This window comes from Pseudomonas imperatae (assembly GCF_057128625.1).
This window is the reverse complement of sequence record NZ_JBSKHP010000001.1, coordinates 1-16011: the sequence shown is the minus strand read 5'-3', so window position 1 is coordinate 16011 and position 16011 is coordinate 1. Positions and strand designations below refer to the sequence as shown.

Here is a 16011-nt window from a genome sequence, read left to right as displayed (position 1 = left end):
GCCACTTTTTGGCCTAGACGGCCATTTTTACTGGCCTACAACGGGGGCAACGCCCAATGAGCTACAGCAAGATTCCGGCTGGCAAAGACCTGCCGAACGACATCTACGTCGCCATCGAGATTCCGGCCAACCACGCGCCGATCAAATACGAAATCGACAAGGACAGCGACACCCTGTTCGTCGATCGCTTCATGGCCACCCCAATGTTCTACCCGGCCAACTACGGCTTCATCCCCAACACCCTGGCCGACGACGGCGACCCCCTGGACGTGCTGGTAGTTACCCCGTACCCAGTGGCGCCAGGCTCGGTAATCCGCGCCCGTCCGGTCGGCATCCTGCACATGACCGACGACGGCGGCGGCGACGCCAAGGTCATCGCCGTACCGCACGACAAGCTGTCGCAGCTGTACGTTGACGTGAAGGAATACACCGACCTGCCAGCCCTGCTGCTGGAACAGATCAAGCACTTCTTCGAGAACTACAAGGATCTCGAGAAAGGCAAGTGGGTCAAGATCGAAGGCTGGGGCAACGCTGACGCTGCCCGCGCTGAAATCACCAAGTCGGTTGCTGCCTTCAAAGGCTGAGCCGCCCGGTGACAAAAAACCCTGCCTTGCGCAGGGTTTTTTTATGCCCTCGGAAAAGTCCTACAGCTCTTGAGACTAATGCTCGGCAAGCATGCAGGACCACCCACAACCGGAGCACCGCCATGCTCACATCCGGCGACCGCCTGAGAACCCTGCTGAAAGACTGCCACCTCAGCCCTTCCGACCTGGCCCTGCACCGCAATGTACTACCCCAGCACGTGAACAACTGGGTACGCAGGGGCGTGCCCGTGGCACGGCTGGACGACATTGCCGAGTTGCTGTGCGTTCATACCCGCTGGCTGCGTACCGGCCTGGGGCCCAAGTACCGCTTCCCTCCCCCCAGGCCGCCCTATGATCCCCAGGACGAATTCTACGATCAGGACGACCTCGATCCTACGGGCAACCCTACCGTGCTGGCCGCCTCCAGCGCAGATGACGTCTTGCTGGCGTTCTACCGCCCACTAAACCGTCAGCTCATCGCCGTGGAGCACCGGCACCTGCGCCTGCCCAGGGCGGCGTTCTCCCGGCTGCTGATAAACCCGGCCCACTGCATGGCGTTGATCATGCCCGATGGCGGCATGGCCCCGCGGCTGCCCCTGGGCGCCGCCCTGGCCATCGATCGTAGCCTCACCACCCCGGTTTCGGGCCAGCCCTACGCCTTCCTACGAGATGGCGAACTGTGCGTGCGCACGATTTACCCCATGACCTGCGATGCGTTGCGGCTGCGGGCAGACAACCTGGGGGAGTTCGGCGATGAGCTAGTGAGCGCCGAGGAGCCCATCGAAATCCTGGGCTGGGTGTTCTGGTGGGCCAGCCTGCAGCCAGCGCGGCCGGATGGGCGCCGGGATGAGAAGGAATGACATTTGTGCTGGGCTTTTGGCGTGAATGTCGCTATTCTTGGCGCACCTTTTGGTAGGCGCTGTTGCTGGACAACATGCAGCCTGCCCAAGCCTGGTGACGGTATCACCGCCCTGGCTGACCTGTAACGCAAGGTTACTGGTCCTTACATTTTTAGAAGGCGGTTGCGGTTTGCCAAAAACAAACCAGGACTGTCGACGAGAAGCCGGCCACAAGCCGGCTTTTTAATAATCATTTGAAAGTCACTCTCATCTTTTAAAGTCCACTGCAACCTTGTTAAATCAAGGGTTTCAGCCTATTTTCGTTCCTTCGAGTTCTTTTTTCATCCAAGCGATTCCACGTCCAAGTGGGGGAGTAAATGGGGGATAGGAGAGCAAAGTCATGGGCAAGTTGACCGCAAAATTTGTCGAGAATCTGACCGAGCCGGGCACGTATGAGGATGGCGATGGGCTACGCATGGTCGTAACCCCTGCAGGCACAAAATACTGGGTACTGCGGTTTCAGATACAAGGCAAACGCAGGGAAATGGGACTTGGTGGTTATCCAAGACTCGACCTGAAGAAAGCACGTGCTACCGCGTACGAAAATCGCAGTCAGCTTTTACGGGGCGAGGATCCGCTTGCTAAGCGTCAAGCCGAGCAAGCGGCCAAGAAAGAAGCTGAGCGGCGTGAGCAAGCCAAACAAATCACCTTCCAAACTTTAGCCGTTGACTATCGGGATGCTCATGGCTCTAGCTGGTCTGAAAAGTGGCGCAAAGGGTGGCTCCGCAAGCTAGAACTCTATGCATTTCCCTCGCTGGCGAAGCTCTCTGCAGATGAGATCGAGACCAAACAAGTTCTCAATGCTCTGCAACCGATCTGGGCCACAAAGACACGCACGGCAGATGAGGTCCGAGGCCAGATCGAACAGATCCTAGATGCTGCCCGCTCAAGAGGGTTAAGGGCTGGAGAAAACCCCGCCCGTTGGCGCGGCCATCTGGAAAACCTGCTCAGCCGTCATGAGAAGAAGAAAGCTCGCAAGCGTATGCATCACCCGGCCCTTCCGTGGCAGGATCTACCCGAGCTCATGCAGGCACTGCGCAACGATCCCTCCAGCGCCTCGGCAGCGGCTCAGTTGTTGATCCTTACTGGTGCGCGAAGTCACATGGTCAGATTCGCTCAATGGGAGGAGTTCGATCTTGATTTGTGCCGGTGGTCATTGCCTGCAGAACGAATGAAAACGCGGGAACCGTTCTCTATCCCGCTCGCCCCCGAGGTTATCGGGCTGGTGAAAGCCCTGCCACGAACTCGAGCCAACAGCCCTTACCTCTTTCCTGGCAGCGGCCGTAGCGGCGTGATGCACACTAATGCCATCCGCAAGCTACTGCATCAATTGGGTTATGAGCACATCACCCGGCATGGATTTCGCTCAACATTCCGGGACTGGGCAGGAGAAACCACTTCCTTCCCCCGAGAAGTTTGCGAACTTGCCCTCGCTCACGACGAGCGAGGGGAAACTGAAAGCGCATATTCCCGCTCAGACTTTTTCGACAAGCGAAGACAACTGATGAATGCTTGGGCGAAATATGCCACATCGCCCCCCAAGCAAAAGCTGAGCAATACCAGCGCCTGAACACTTGATAGGACGCCCCGCGCACGTCGCGGGCCTTACTGCTGGCGACAGTGGCGACAACGGCGCTAGCCCACGAAATTCGCGGGATCCGGGATGGCGACAGGGGTAGCGACTGTCGCCATTTCTCCGCCCACTTTGCGCTTTTCAGGCAAAGTCCCTGCGCATAGGAAGGCTCCGCATTCCCATGCGCAGGGGCTCGCATCAACAAGGCGACAAACGGCCTATCGTCCACTCACCACCACTCACGGCTACCACCTTCCGCTATCGAATGTTGGCGCAATGAACAGTCCCTAGCCTGGTTGCTCCATCCATCACACCTGCGCTAGAAAGAAGGCTCGAAGCGCTGCCGTTGGCAGCACCCAGGTGGCCCGAACCTTCAAGGTCACGCCGCTTTATGCGGTGGTTCTCCCAAGGGCGATTAGCATCTGGCAGCTCGCCCGGTCACCTTCCCGGTGATGGGTGCTCCTTAACCTCATGGCCCTCGTGCGCCAGCTATACCGTACTGCGCTGTGCTGCAGCAACCTAATCGCTTGGCCGATTCTTGCGCCAACTTGCGCCCGTCTCTTTTTCCAGAAAAGAGACGGGCGCTCCTGACACTGCTGCAGCCCCGATCGCACATGGCTTTGCGGCAATCCCCCTCGTGACAATCGGTGTGACAAACGCCGATGTCACCAGCGCAACAGCGCTGTAGATGATGGCGCCGCAGACCAGGGAATGGACTGCACCTGACTGACAGTCAGGCATGCCCCAGTCATCGCAGTGCTGCTTGCACCCGGCTCAGGATCTCGCGGCACTGGTCTCGTCAGCCAGTGCAGCCTCCACCCGCCCACCGCTATCGGTGCTCAGGAGGCCAGATCATGAGACGCCCTTGCTCCTGGTCGTAAGGAGCCGCCAGTCCCGCGTCAGTGGACACCCTCACAGGTCGCAGGGGCCTTGATCCCTGATAACACTCAGCATCCTTGGCGGGATGACGTGAGGGGGAGATCGGTAACTTATGGAGGACGGCTATGCAACTGCGCGAAGTTCAAGGGCCACCACGTCCTTTGCTGGAAAAGCAGATTACGCCCCTACCCTACCCAGTCGCGGCGCTAGGCGATCTTTTCGGGCCGGCCGTAGAGCGCATGGCCGATGTGGTCGGCGTGCCCTGCGCCATGGCCGCGCAATCCGTTCTGGCCACGGCAGCTTTGGCAAGCCAGGCGCATGCCAATGTTCACTTAGACGGCCGAATGTATCCGTTGTCGCTGTACTTGCTGACAGTGGCCTGCTCGGGTGATCGCAAAAGTGCGGTGGACCATGTTGCGTTGCGGGCTGTCCGCGACTGGGAGAGACAGCAGTGGATCGCTTATGGCGAACAGCTCAAGGCGCACCGCGCTGCAATGAGCCAAACCGCGAAGTCACCAACCTCGAAAAAGTCTGCACAGATCGCGCTGGACGCCCAACCTGAACCCGTCCAACCAAGACTGCTCACTGCTGAGCCTACCATTGAAGGCCTGGTGAAAAGCCTGTGCCATGGTTTGCCAAGCATGGGGCTGTTCAGCGATGAAGGCGGGCAGTTTTTGGGCGGCAGCACCATGAGCAAAGACAACATGATCAAGGCGATCACTCACTTGTCGACGCTGTGGGACGGCAGCCCGATTGATCGGTCGCGCGCGATGGCCGGGGAAAGTCTGCGTGCCTATGATCGCCGTCTCAGCATGCACTTGATGCTGCAACCCCGCATGGCAGACCGCTTGCTTCAGGACGCTGATATCAAGGACCAAGGCATCCTCGGGCGCTGCCTGATCAGTTGGCCCGAGCGCCTGGTTGGACACCGGCTGTACAAGGCCTTCGACCTGACCCGAGATCCAAAGGTGCAGCTGTACCAGCGACGCATTGCCGCGCTGATGCAAAAGCCGTGGTCACGCCATAAAGACGGCGGCCTCAACCCTGCAACCCTGGAGTTAAGCACCCGCGCCCGCGAGGCCTGGATTGCCATTCACGACACCATTGAATGCGAGTCCGGGGAATTCGGCGAGCTGGTCAACGTGCAAGCTGCCGCGGGCAAAGCCGCCGCGAACGTACTACGCATGGCTGGTGTGATGGCGGTGGTTGAGGAATCGACTGTATTGGAAGACATGCACATTCAGCGCGCCTCCACGCTGATGGATTACTACCTGGCCGAGAACCAACGCCTGACTGAACAGGAACCACTGAATAAGCTTCGCGCAGAAGCAGATTGCTTGCTGCGCTGGTTGGTAGAGAAGAAGTGGCCTTCGTTCAACATACGCGACCTCACGCGCAAAGGTCCTCGCTTTGCCCGTAAAAGTACCCAACACACCGCTGCGTTGCTGGTGCAATTGATAGATCACCGGTGGTTGAACACCGACGGCAAGAAGTTTGAGGTGCGCCATGTTCCGCCTCACTGAAGCCGTACGCCGCTATAGGGCGCAACATCGCTCACCGATCGAGCTACGGTGTGTCGCCACCACCGTCACTACTTTGTCGCCACGTGCCAAGCCAGATGCGGAGGGGCTTGTCGCCAGCGTCGCCGCTGTCGCAAGTACACCCACTGAGCCCATCTACCTCGCCCAGCTCATCGAGCAGTTGCAAGAAGAAGGGGCTCTTCTGCAACACAGCGAAAATGCCCTTCTCATCCGCCCAACACATTGGGAGCAACTGGACAGCATCAGCTTTCACTGGAAAGCCCTGCTGGTGCTCCTGCAAACCAACGATCAAGGTGAAAACAATGGCGCTGGTCGGTCGACGTGACGGTCGCACTTTGGCTATGGCCGCCAATTGAGCTATGCCGGACGGCAGGCACTCGAGGATATGTTCGCAGGCTGCCACTTCGCCACCGTGAAAGCACATACCGATCGAGCCTTCGTGCGCTGGTGCCGGTCAGAGGACGGCCCCGGTTACAACGATGCGCGCCGGATCGATCACCGGACGCTGCAAGACTACGCTGCGTATCTGCGCCAGCAGATCCAGCAAGGCGAACTCTGCATCGCCACCGCGCAGAACCGCCTAAGCAGCGTCAACCGCACCCTCGCAGCGCTGCGCGGTGATCAGGCTGTGAGAGTCATCAGCCCGAGCCAGACGCTTGAACACCACCGCTCCAACGTACGCAGTCGTGCGCCGGAGGGCAAAGATTGTCAACACGCAAAGCGAGTGGCGCTGTCGCTGGTGGAAGACCAACACGAACGGGGGGCCGCTATCATCATGTTGGCCCGAACTACCGGGATGCGCCTGCGCGAAGTGATCCTGTCGGACCTGCCACGCTTGCACTGCGAGGCCGAGGCGCTTGGTCGGATTGCTATTCTATTGATTCATTTCCAGCCATCCCACAACGGGAATTCAATAGCATGAGAAAATCATTGATGACTGCCATGATGCTTGTCGCCCTAGGCACTGCAAATGCAGGCGTTCCACTGCAAAATGCAATTTGTCCAACTGGTATTGAAGTACACGCTGACAAAGGAGGGCCGATTTATATCAATGGCAAGGAGGCTAAGCTAAAGAGGTTCAACGACAACGCTTTTGAGGCTAGAGGGAGTGGAGTGATCATCTCCCTGAGCATACGGTAAGCAGGGTTACAACGGTATATGTAAGGTCAAATCTCCAACGGATCAGCAGGGTACTAAGAGCAGCAAAGAAGTGCTGAGCAATCAGACCGCTATCGATGCCCCACTGCACGTTGATTGCCGCTAGCCCCCGCACATCTCGGAAAGGTAGAATCTCGCTCGACCACTCTCCTTGGCCTGGTACAAAGCCTGGTCTGCCAGTGCCACCAAGTAGTGGGCGTCTTGCCCTGGTTTAGGCTGGAGGCAGCCGACCCCTTGCGAGATTGTCACCTTGTCACCAACGAGCGAATTCACGTGAGGAATCCGCAGACGCTCTACAGCAGTGGATAGCTGCTCGGCAACGATGGCGGCGCCATTGAGGTGAGTGCTAGGTAGAATGCAGACAAACTCTTCGCCGCCGAAGCGTGCGACCATATCGAATGGGCGTTTGATCACATCGGCTAGTGCCTGGGCGACACGGCAAAGGCACTGGTCGCCTTGTAAGTGCCCATAGTGGTCATTGAAACGTTTGAAGTAATCGATGTCGATAAGGATCAGTGCCAGCCACCCTCCATCACGGCACAAGTGACTCCACGTATCACTAAGGTGTTGCTCGAACGCGCGTCGATTGGCTATGCCTGTCAAACCGTCGAGCGACGCGAGGCCCTTGAGGTAATCGCTTTGTAATTTCAAAGTCAGGTGGGTTTTCACCCGAGCACGGGCAATACCGGGATGAAATGGCTTGCTTATGTAGTCGACGGCTCCAAGCTCGAGTCCTCTTGCCTCGTCCTCTTCTTGCCCTTTGGCGGTCACGAATATCACAGGTATGTCCGCAGTCAACGGAATGGCCTTCAGACGACGACACACTTCGTAGCCATCGATGTCAGGTAACATCACATCGAGCAGGATCAGATCCGGTAACTGCGTCCGGGCGATCTCCACGGCCTTGTTTCCATCCATGGCCATGTAAATCTCATGGTCAGCACGGAACATCTCATTCAGCACACGAATGTTGAGTTGCTGGTCATCCACGATCAGCAACCGTGGCATGCCCCGCACGCACCTATATTCAGCGTTCATCAATATTCCTTTTGATTGAATGAGCCAACTTATCGCACCATACAGTCGCTGAATGGAAATCGAGATCGTCAACGGCCTGCTTGAGCGCCTCGTAAAGCGCCTTACTCCTTAGCGGAACCCCATCCTGCAGGGCTTCAGTCTGCTGGAGGGCCAAGAGATTGCTGCTGACCAACAGCTCACGTAAGGAACCCAAGTCACTCTCCCAGTCCCGCTCCATCATTGCAGCTTGGCGTTCAGTAACGGACGGCACGGAAGCGGCAAAGGCAAGATTGAGCCGAGCGCAGTCGGACGCCAGTTGCATGTGCAGGTGCGACAGCCACCGAGGGCTGGCCATCAACGATTGCCCGTCCTCTACCGACGCCCGCAGCAGGCGCTGCTCCAGCTCAGCAGCCAATTCAGACAAACCACTGGCCCCCATGGTACCTGCACTGCCCTTGATGGTGTGCAATTGCATCAGCGTACCTGGTTTGTCAGCACTACTGCAGTGTCGCTCTAGCTGCTCGAGATTCTGTCGCATCTCGTGCGGGAAACGCTGCAGCACATTACGCAGCAGCGTCAGGTTGCCGCCAAAGCGCCGCAATACACTCTCGGAGGGTTCATCACCCGACGAGTCATCTGGCCGATGAGAGGAGCGGACAGGCTCTTCGCGGTACAGAAGCCGCGTGAGAACAACAACCAGTCTTTCCAGGTCGATAGGTTTGCCCACATGTTCATTCATTCCCGCAGCCAAGCACGCCTCTCGCTCGGAAAGTGAGGCGTTGGCCGTCATGGCGACAATGGGCAAGCTGGCATGCAACTTGTTTTGACGAATTAGGCGAGTCGCCTCCAGCCCGTCCATATCAGGCATCTGGATATCCATCAGAACGGCGTCGAAGGTTTGTGTGCCTTGCAACACAGCGTCAACGCCCTGCCGACCACCCTCGGCCAACGTCACTTCAGCCCCCTCAAGCTCTAACAGCTCCTGCGCCACTTGGCGATTGAGCGGATTATCCTCGACTACTAACAACTTGATACCCTCGAGCCTGGATACCGGGTTCACGTGTGCAGTGGTGTCAGAAGGTTGCGGCCCCGAGACTGCAAGTCCCACGGCGGCGAAAAGTTGCTTAGGCGTGATGGGCTTACTCAAGACTTCGGCATAAGGCCTCTGAGTTACCAGCTGTAGGTCTGCGAACACTTCGCGACTGTGCGCAGTGACCATTACCACCACCGGCGCAGGACCATCCATCACATCCTGCATAAGGCGTGCGGCAGTCGAGCCATCGATGTCCGGCATACGCCAGTCCATGAGCACTACATCATAAGGGGTCCTATCCGCAGCCCTTACCACGCGCTCCACAGCCTCCAGCCCTCGACTGGCCTGATCCACCCGCCAGCCTAACCCGACAGCCATTCTTGCGAGTACTTCACGGGCTGTGTCGTTGTCATCGACTACCAACACCTTGAGGTCAGCGCTAGCTGTCGCTGCCGGCACCTTAGTCGCTGTGGTATTCGCCAGGGCAAACTCCAGCTCGAACCAGAAGCGGCTGCCCTTACCCTGTTGGCTCTCCACCAGCAGAGTGCCGCCCATCAGTTCGATCAACCGCTTGCAGATCACCAGCCCCAAGCCTGTTCCACCATAGCGCCGGCTGATGGAAGCCTCAGCTTGATTGAACCCGTCGAAGATTCGCTCGATCTGCTCCTCGCTGATACCGATTCCGGTATCGGTCACAGCGATTCGCAACCGAACAGCATCGGGATGACGAACACACTCATGAAGGCTCACGGTAATTTCGCCACGCTCGGTGAACTTCAGCGCATTACCAGCCAAGTTGATAAGAATCTGTTGAAGTCGCAGGCTGTCGCCAACCAAGCACTCAGGTAAGGAGGTATCGAGATCGAACAGCACTTCGACGTCCTTATCCGCCTGATTGCCCGACAGCACCACTGCGAGGTCCATCATTAACCGATTGAGCTCGAAAGGATGTGGATCGATCTGCAGCTTACCGGCCTCGATCTTGGAGTAATCAAGAATGTCATTGAGCAGCCCCAAGAGTGACTTCGCCGCACCGTGCGCTTTGCGGATATAGTCAAGCTGCCTCGAATCAAGCTGGGTGGCCTGAACTAAGTGCAGCATGCCAAGCACCGCATTCATAGGGGTGCGGATCTCATGGCTCATGTTCGCCAGGAAAGCACTCTTGGCGGCACTGGCTGCATCTGCCTGTTCCTTGGCGAAATACAAGCGGGACTGCAATTCGTGTTCTGCAGTGACATCACGATTGATCCCCGTGATTTTCTGGCTACCGGTTTCAGCACCATGCTCTATCCTAGCTGCGGCCTGAACATAACGAATATCGCCGTTAGGTAACTGAAGACGGAAAGATGTCTCGAACACGCTGTTCCCTTCCAGCAAGCGCTGGAGCCATCTACTGGCGACTTCCACATCGTCGGGGTGCAGGCGTTCCCGCCAGTGCTTGTAACCAAGGCCTGCTGCTTTCAAGGCGGGCGGCTGTTCGTAGATTTCGAACATCCGATCATTCCACTGCAGATCATCATCTTGAGGCGACCATGTCCATACTCCCAGCTTCGCCACGTCCGAAGCCAAGGCCAACTGGTCGCGGGCCGAAGCGATGGCATCATGCTGACGGCGTTGTTCAGACAAATCGAAGAGTACGGCCACAAGCATGGGCTGACCGTCGATCTGCACGCCGCCCAGAGTAATTTGTGCGGGGAAGATGTGCCCATCCCTTCGTCGAGCCTGAACTTCTCCGGAACCTCCTACCATAACGCGGCTGGCTGGATCATCATGCGCATCCTTCGTAGGCGACAAGAAATCCTTGGAGAACGCGGGCAACAAGACTCGCACATTGCTGCCAACAAGCTCGTCTGGCAGGTAGCCGAAAACGGTCTGGGTGGCACGATTACAGGATTGAATCACCCCTGCCTGATCAAGCCTGATGACAGGATTGACTGCAGTATCGAGAATGGTCTGCGTCAGCGTCAGGCTGTCGGCCAAGCGCTGCTCCACTTGCTTGCGCCGACTGATATCGATGGCGATGCACAGGTACCCACTCAACCTGCCATCAGCATTGTGCATGGCAGTGACCAGCAAGGTCACACTGAACCGCGTGCCGTCCTTGCGCACGTATGTCCACTCCCGAACCTCCGCCTCGCCTAATGAAGCCTTGTGCACAAATACGCGGAAACCTTCTATCGTTTCGCCATACGCTCGGCTCAACTCTTCGCCACGTGGCGCCACCTCTTCATCCAGATGGAAAATACCAGGGGTGTGAATGCCAACAACTTCCTCGGCCGTATAGCCAAGCAATTGCTCAGCCCCGTTGTTGAAAACGGTAATGATGCCCGTGAGGTCGGTGGCGATAATGGAGACCTGTGATGCGGAGTGCAGAACGCTGGTCAGCAGGGCATTCAGTTCGCGCAACTCTGAGGTGCGCTCGACGACCTGATGTTCCAGGCCGACATTCAGCTCGAGAATACGTGCCTCTACCCGCTTCTGCTGGGTGATGTCACGGACTGTCTTGGACGCGCCAACGACCTGCCCGGTAGCATCACAAATAGGAGAGATGGTTACCGACACCTCTAACGACTGGCCGTCTTTACGCACACGACGCGTCTCGAAATGCTCGATACGCTCACTACGCGCAATCTTGCCGAGCAAATGAACTTCCTCATCCGCCAACTCGGCCGGCAATACCAGCCCTAGCAAGGTACGCCCCAGTGCCTCATCGCTACCGTAGCCGAAAATATTCTCGGCGCCTTGGTTCCACGCCGTAACGATACCGTCCAAGGTCAGGCCAATGATTCCGTCGTTGGAGTTCTCCACAATGGCCGCGAGCTTGGCCTTTTCAGCCAGAATGTCACGTCGTCGCCTACGGCTGACGCTGAAGACGCCCACCAATGCCGTGACCAAAAGAGTGCTGCCCAGGCCGATAGCGAAGGTGCTACGCGGGGAAAACTGACGCAACTCCTGTACGAAAGAGGGATATGCAACCAACTCGATATCCCAGCGCCGACCAAAAACCACCTGGGTCAAATGGGTACGCATGAGCTCCTGCTCGTCCTCACTGCTTTGTTTGCGATCATAGAACTGCACCGGAGCGGCAGCATCAGTCACATCACGCAACTTCAACCGCACACCACCGGAGGGCAATGGAAGCCCTGTCAGGACATCCTCGGTCAGCAACGGCGCATAGCTCCAACCAAACCCTTGTGCCAAACGTTCGGAAACAGTGTCCGGTGTGACGACCGTTCGATAAATCGGCAACAGGAACAGAAACGACTGCAGTGGCTTGCCCGTCGCCTGGACGAGCGTAATTGGACCTGTAAGTCGCGCTTCGCCGGTCTGCAGCGCTGCCTCAGCGGCCTCTCGTCTATTTTTTTCGGATGCAATATCCAGGCCTATCGCTGCCTGGTTCCTCGCCTGCGGCTCGACATACTGAATGATGAAACGCTCGCCATAGTGCGGCGTGAGCTGGCGTAGCGTGAAGTCAGGTTTACCGTCGAGCCGGGCCTTTTGAAGGAAGGCCGCCTCTGCACTGGCTGGAACACGACGAATGAAGCCAAACCCGCGAGCTCCAGGAAACTCGGCATCAAGGTTTCGTGTCTTGCTGTAGGTTAAAAAGCCATCACGGCTGACCTGCTGCTCTCCCATGACCTGAACAACACCACGCGCGCCCCGCAAGCCAAACTCATAGAGATGAATGCGTGTATTAACAGCATCGCTCGTACGTCTGAGCGCAAGACTCAATGCAGCCTCGGCATGCTCCCTGTTGCTCCTCAATAGGCCGTAAGTGCCAAGAATGGTAATTATTAATCCTGACGCAAAAACAGCGATCAGAGCTGTAACGAATTTGGATTGGAGTTTCAGAATGCGATTCTTCAATTACACCCCACATCGACGGCTGGCCGAACGAGAAAAATCGATTGCCCTAAACGAGCCTCAGCTTGCCGCACTCCAACATCTGTCGAACCTGTACAAATGGCACCGGTCGGGAGTAGTGATACCCCTGCTGCATCCTGCAGCCCAATGCCATAAGGTTGTTTGCTTGCTCTTGGTTTTCCACACCTTCTGCGATCAGCTCCAACTCTAACGCTTGCCCCATACGCACGATGGCCTCAGTGATAGCAGCATCGCTGTGATTGTCGAGCATGCCGCGCACAAAACTCTGATCTATTTTCAGAACATCAATAGGCAGTTGCTTGAGATAACTTAGGCTCGAGTAGCCGGTGCCAAAATCATCGATCGCGATCCGCACACCCAATTGTTTCAGTGCCTCCAGCACCTCTCGTGCTTTGGCTACATTGTCGGCCAACACACCTTCGGTAATTTCCAGCTCAAGCAGGTGTGGAGGAAGACCGGAGTCCTCGAGCCCCCTGTAAACCATGTCAAAGAAGTTATCCTCACGGAACTGAACAGCAGAAATATTGACACTTACAGGCACTTGAAAACCTGAATGCATCAATGTACGCGCGTCTGCACATGCCTGCGCCAATACTTGACGCCCCAGTGGAACGATTAACCCAGTCTCTTCTGCCACAGGAATGAATTCAGCAGGCGAGACTAACGTACCGTCGGACTGCCGACAGCGAATCAGCGCCTCCATGCCACACATACTCTCAGTTTGTGCATCCATTTTAGGCTGGTAGAAAACCTCAAAAAAACCCTCTTCCAAAGCGCTGCGCATATGTTGCTCGAGGATATGCCTAGCACGGGTGCTAGTTTCCAATGCCCTGGAAAAGAACCGAGAACGGTTCCGACCGTCGCGCTTTGCCTGGTACATAGCCGCATCGGCATGGCTATACAGCAATTCCAAATCAATACTGTCTTCAGGGTAGATGCTAATACCAATGCTTGCAGTAATACTGTAACGACTTTCGCCAATCGACATAGGGGATGCAAGTGTTTTCAATAGCTGCTCGCTCAAATCACCAACAGCTTCTAGCCGAGTGACTTGCGGCAGTAAAATCGAAAACTCATCGCCTCCCGGCCGACTCACCGTGTCCATAGGGCGCACACTGATGCTCAAGCGCTCGGCGACGCACTTGAGAATGCTGTCCCCAACTGAATGACCCTGTGAATCATTGATGCTCTTAAAATTATCCAAATCCAATAGCAACAATGCCACCTTATCGCCATTACTTTTAGCCTGCTGAATCGCTTGGCCTGAGCGGCTAATGAATAATTGGCGATTAGGCAAACCAGTGAGTCCATCATAATAAGCCAAGCGCTTGGCGTCGGTGCGCAGTTTTATGTGAGCACGTACATGGGCTCTTACCACCGAGATATTGATAGGCTTTTGAATAAAGCCTAATCCTCCGAACTCCAGGGCGCGCACTTGATTGTCCCACTGGCCGTGGGTACTAACGAACAAAATGGCAGCATCACAAAGTTTCGGGTCGGTTTTGATCGCCCTGCATAGCTCAAAGCCGCTCATATCGGGCAACATGATATCGATCAGGATTAGATCTGGGCGGCAGGATCCGGCCACTTGCAGTGCTTCACGGCCGTCATGGGCTACACGGATCTCACCGAGGTTGCAGATAGCCTCTTGCAGAATTTCAACATCCGTTGATTGATCATCAACGATCAGGATTACAGGAATCATCTGCTCTGCCAGCTCAAACATAACTGACTCCAGGAAGTCCATTTCTCAGCTTCAGTCTAGACGATCAACTGCGAATTGTGCAGTTAGACCAGCCCCGCCAAGGCTTTCAAACGTGCGATCGTTTCCGCGGGCTCATCGTATTCGATCGCTGCCGCCAGGCGCATGATGACCTGATCTCGATGCACATGAGACTTTGGCAACGCATAAACAGCGCCTATCAGCTCACGCATCGACATCGGCAACGCCCAACGTGACTTCAGCGAAAGCGCAAAAGGACGCCCATAGGTAGCAAGTGCTGCCGATAGGATATCATCATCCACCATATGCCCACGCCCAGCCCAGAGATCCGCCTGGTACAAAACACACAACTCACCCATTCTATGCAGCAACGCAGCAGCATGCATTGCCCCCGATGCCAAACCACATTGCTTGGCAAGGGATACCACGCGCTCCGCCAAGCGCTCCGAAGCTACAAACTGCTCGTGTAAGCATACTCCAATCAGCGGATCTTCAGTCACCGATGCCTGACGCAACGCCATCGCTATCGCCAAGTTGAGCGCCGTCCGCCCGCCAAGGTGTGTCAACGCTTGCGCCAAGCCCTCACACGGCCGCCCTCCACCGCCATAAGCGGCGCTGTTCGCGGCCGAGATGAGGTAAGCGCACAACGCCGGTTCGTTTTGCCAGTGAGTAGCCAGCTCGCGAAAATCCGTCACAATGCCACTGAACGCTTGCTGGAGGCTTTCCTTCACAGTAGAAAATAGTGGCAGATCAAGATCAGAGGCAGACAACTGCCCCAGATGGGCCTCCAGGCTATCACTAAGGGCAGGAGCCGCAGGGGCCGGCTCGTCCTCTGGCAATAGAGCATTGATCTTCGCCATGACGGCAGGAATATCGAAAGGTTTAGTGATGTAGGCACTGATCCCCAGTTGCCTTACTTCCAAAACGCTCTGTCTGTCAGAGCGCCCAGTAATGACCACCAGGGGTGTTTCCGAATCAGACATGCGCATGCTACGAAGCAGATCGACGCCAGCGCCGTCGGGAAGATTCCAGTCCGACAGCACCAGTTGATAAAGCCCACTGCGCCAGGCCGCCAGCGCAGTTTCGACGCAGGAAAAGCACTCGACCTCAGCAGCAGGTCGAGCTGACTGGATCATCTGGCGAATAAGCTCAGACATCCACGGATCATCGTCCACCACCATGATGCGTATCGACAATACCAATCACTCCATTGACGAAGGCTGAATCGCTTGCAGGTATACACCGGTCATAATCCGCTAACGTCAATATGCGACGCCACCCACGCTGCAGATGCATAGGGTATAGCACGCATTGGTGAGGCGCGTCTCGACTCAGGCTTGGACCGCGGTATCTAGTAACTCTGCCATCACCTGATTTCGTAACAGCCCCTACAGGAATGAGTACATCAATAGATGACGTCCGCCTTGAGCGCAAGCATCCGCGCGGTCCACCCAGGCGAAATTATTCAATCCCCTCGACCGAAAAAGCCGGGAAAATGCCGGGCAAAAACGATGAAAAAGTGGGGGATCGATTGGGGGATTTCAGTGTCGATCAAAATTTGTAAAATGTTTATTTTCATATAGTTATATGAATAAAAAGCTAACCACAAGCCGGCTTTTTAATGCCCGCAAAAAACCCATCCCCCGTAGCAGCAACTGTCTTGTGGGAGCTGGCTTGCCAGCGAGCTTTTAAGGCCCCAACAGCTCGCTGGCAAGCCAG

Annotated in this window: 9 protein-coding genes and 2 pseudogenes; 7 read left to right on the top strand and 4 right to left on the bottom strand. The window is 56.4% G+C overall.

Annotation, left to right across the window (positions count from 1 at the left end; genetic code table 11):
* Positions 1–56 precede the first annotated feature (56 nt).
* From ppa to ACWKWX_RS00025, 7 genes and pseudogenes are all read left to right on the top strand, one after another.
* Complete coding sequence (ppa, locus tag ACWKWX_RS00055) at positions 57–584, top strand: inorganic diphosphatase (protein WP_416427082.1); 528 nt, start codon at positions 57–59, stop codon at positions 582–584.
* Positions 585–706: 122 nt separating this feature from the next.
* Positions 707–1444, top strand: a complete 738-nt coding sequence (locus ACWKWX_RS00050; RefSeq protein WP_483826767.1) for a LexA family transcriptional regulator — start codon at positions 707–709, stop codon at positions 1442–1444.
* A 379-nt stretch (positions 1445–1823) separates the two neighbouring features.
* Positions 1824–3053, top strand: coding sequence for a tyrosine-type recombinase/integrase (locus ACWKWX_RS00045; RefSeq protein ID WP_483826766.1), 1230 nt, complete (start codon positions 1824–1826; stop codon positions 3051–3053).
* A 1007-nt stretch (positions 3054–4060) separates the two neighbouring features.
* The gene (locus ACWKWX_RS00040) at positions 4061–5458 is read left to right on the top strand and encodes a YfjI family protein (RefSeq protein WP_483826765.1); all 1398 of its coding nucleotides are present in this window, start codon (positions 4061–4063) and stop codon (positions 5456–5458) included.
* The gene (locus ACWKWX_RS00035) at positions 5442–5801 is read left to right on the top strand and encodes a hypothetical protein (RefSeq protein WP_483826764.1); all 360 of its coding nucleotides are present in this window, start codon (positions 5442–5444) and stop codon (positions 5799–5801) included. Before ACWKWX_RS00040 ends, ACWKWX_RS00035 begins: the two co-directional genes overlap by 17 nt.
* A pseudogene (locus ACWKWX_RS00030) lies at positions 5779–6350 on the top strand (integrase domain-containing protein); the annotation flags it as partial. The gene ACWKWX_RS00035 and the pseudogene ACWKWX_RS00030, both read left to right, overlap by 23 nt.
* 44 nt (positions 6351–6394) lie before the next feature.
* Positions 6395–6740, top strand: a pseudogene (locus tag ACWKWX_RS00025) (hypothetical protein).
* Here ACWKWX_RS00025 and ACWKWX_RS00020 read toward each other — a convergent pair.
* Genes ACWKWX_RS00020 through ACWKWX_RS00005 form a run of 4 tightly spaced genes read right to left on the bottom strand, consistent with a single transcriptional unit; the run spans position 6737 to position 15488 of the window.
* Positions 6737–7672 carry a diguanylate cyclase domain-containing protein gene (locus ACWKWX_RS00020; RefSeq protein WP_483826763.1) on the bottom strand — a complete coding sequence of 312 codons (936 nt, stop codon included), beginning with the start codon at positions 7670–7672 and terminating at the stop codon, positions 6737–6739. The pseudogene ACWKWX_RS00025 and the gene ACWKWX_RS00020 sit on opposite strands and share 4 nt — an antisense overlap.
* Entirely contained in the window at positions 7662–12551 is a 4890-nt protein-coding gene (locus ACWKWX_RS00015) for a PAS domain S-box protein (protein WP_483826762.1), read from the bottom strand. Before ACWKWX_RS00015 ends, ACWKWX_RS00020 begins: the two co-directional genes overlap by 11 nt.
* 46 nt (positions 12552–12597) lie before the next feature.
* A complete protein-coding gene (locus tag ACWKWX_RS00010; RefSeq protein ID WP_483826761.1) occupies positions 12598–14316 on the bottom strand; it encodes a putative bifunctional diguanylate cyclase/phosphodiesterase in 1719 nt (572 codons plus the stop codon).
* Positions 14317–14357: 41 nt separating this feature from the next.
* Positions 14358–15488: a response regulator gene (locus ACWKWX_RS00005; RefSeq protein WP_483826760.1), complete on the bottom strand. Its 1131-nt coding sequence runs from the start codon at positions 15486–15488 to the stop codon at positions 14358–14360.
* Positions 15489–16011 lie beyond the last annotated feature (523 nt).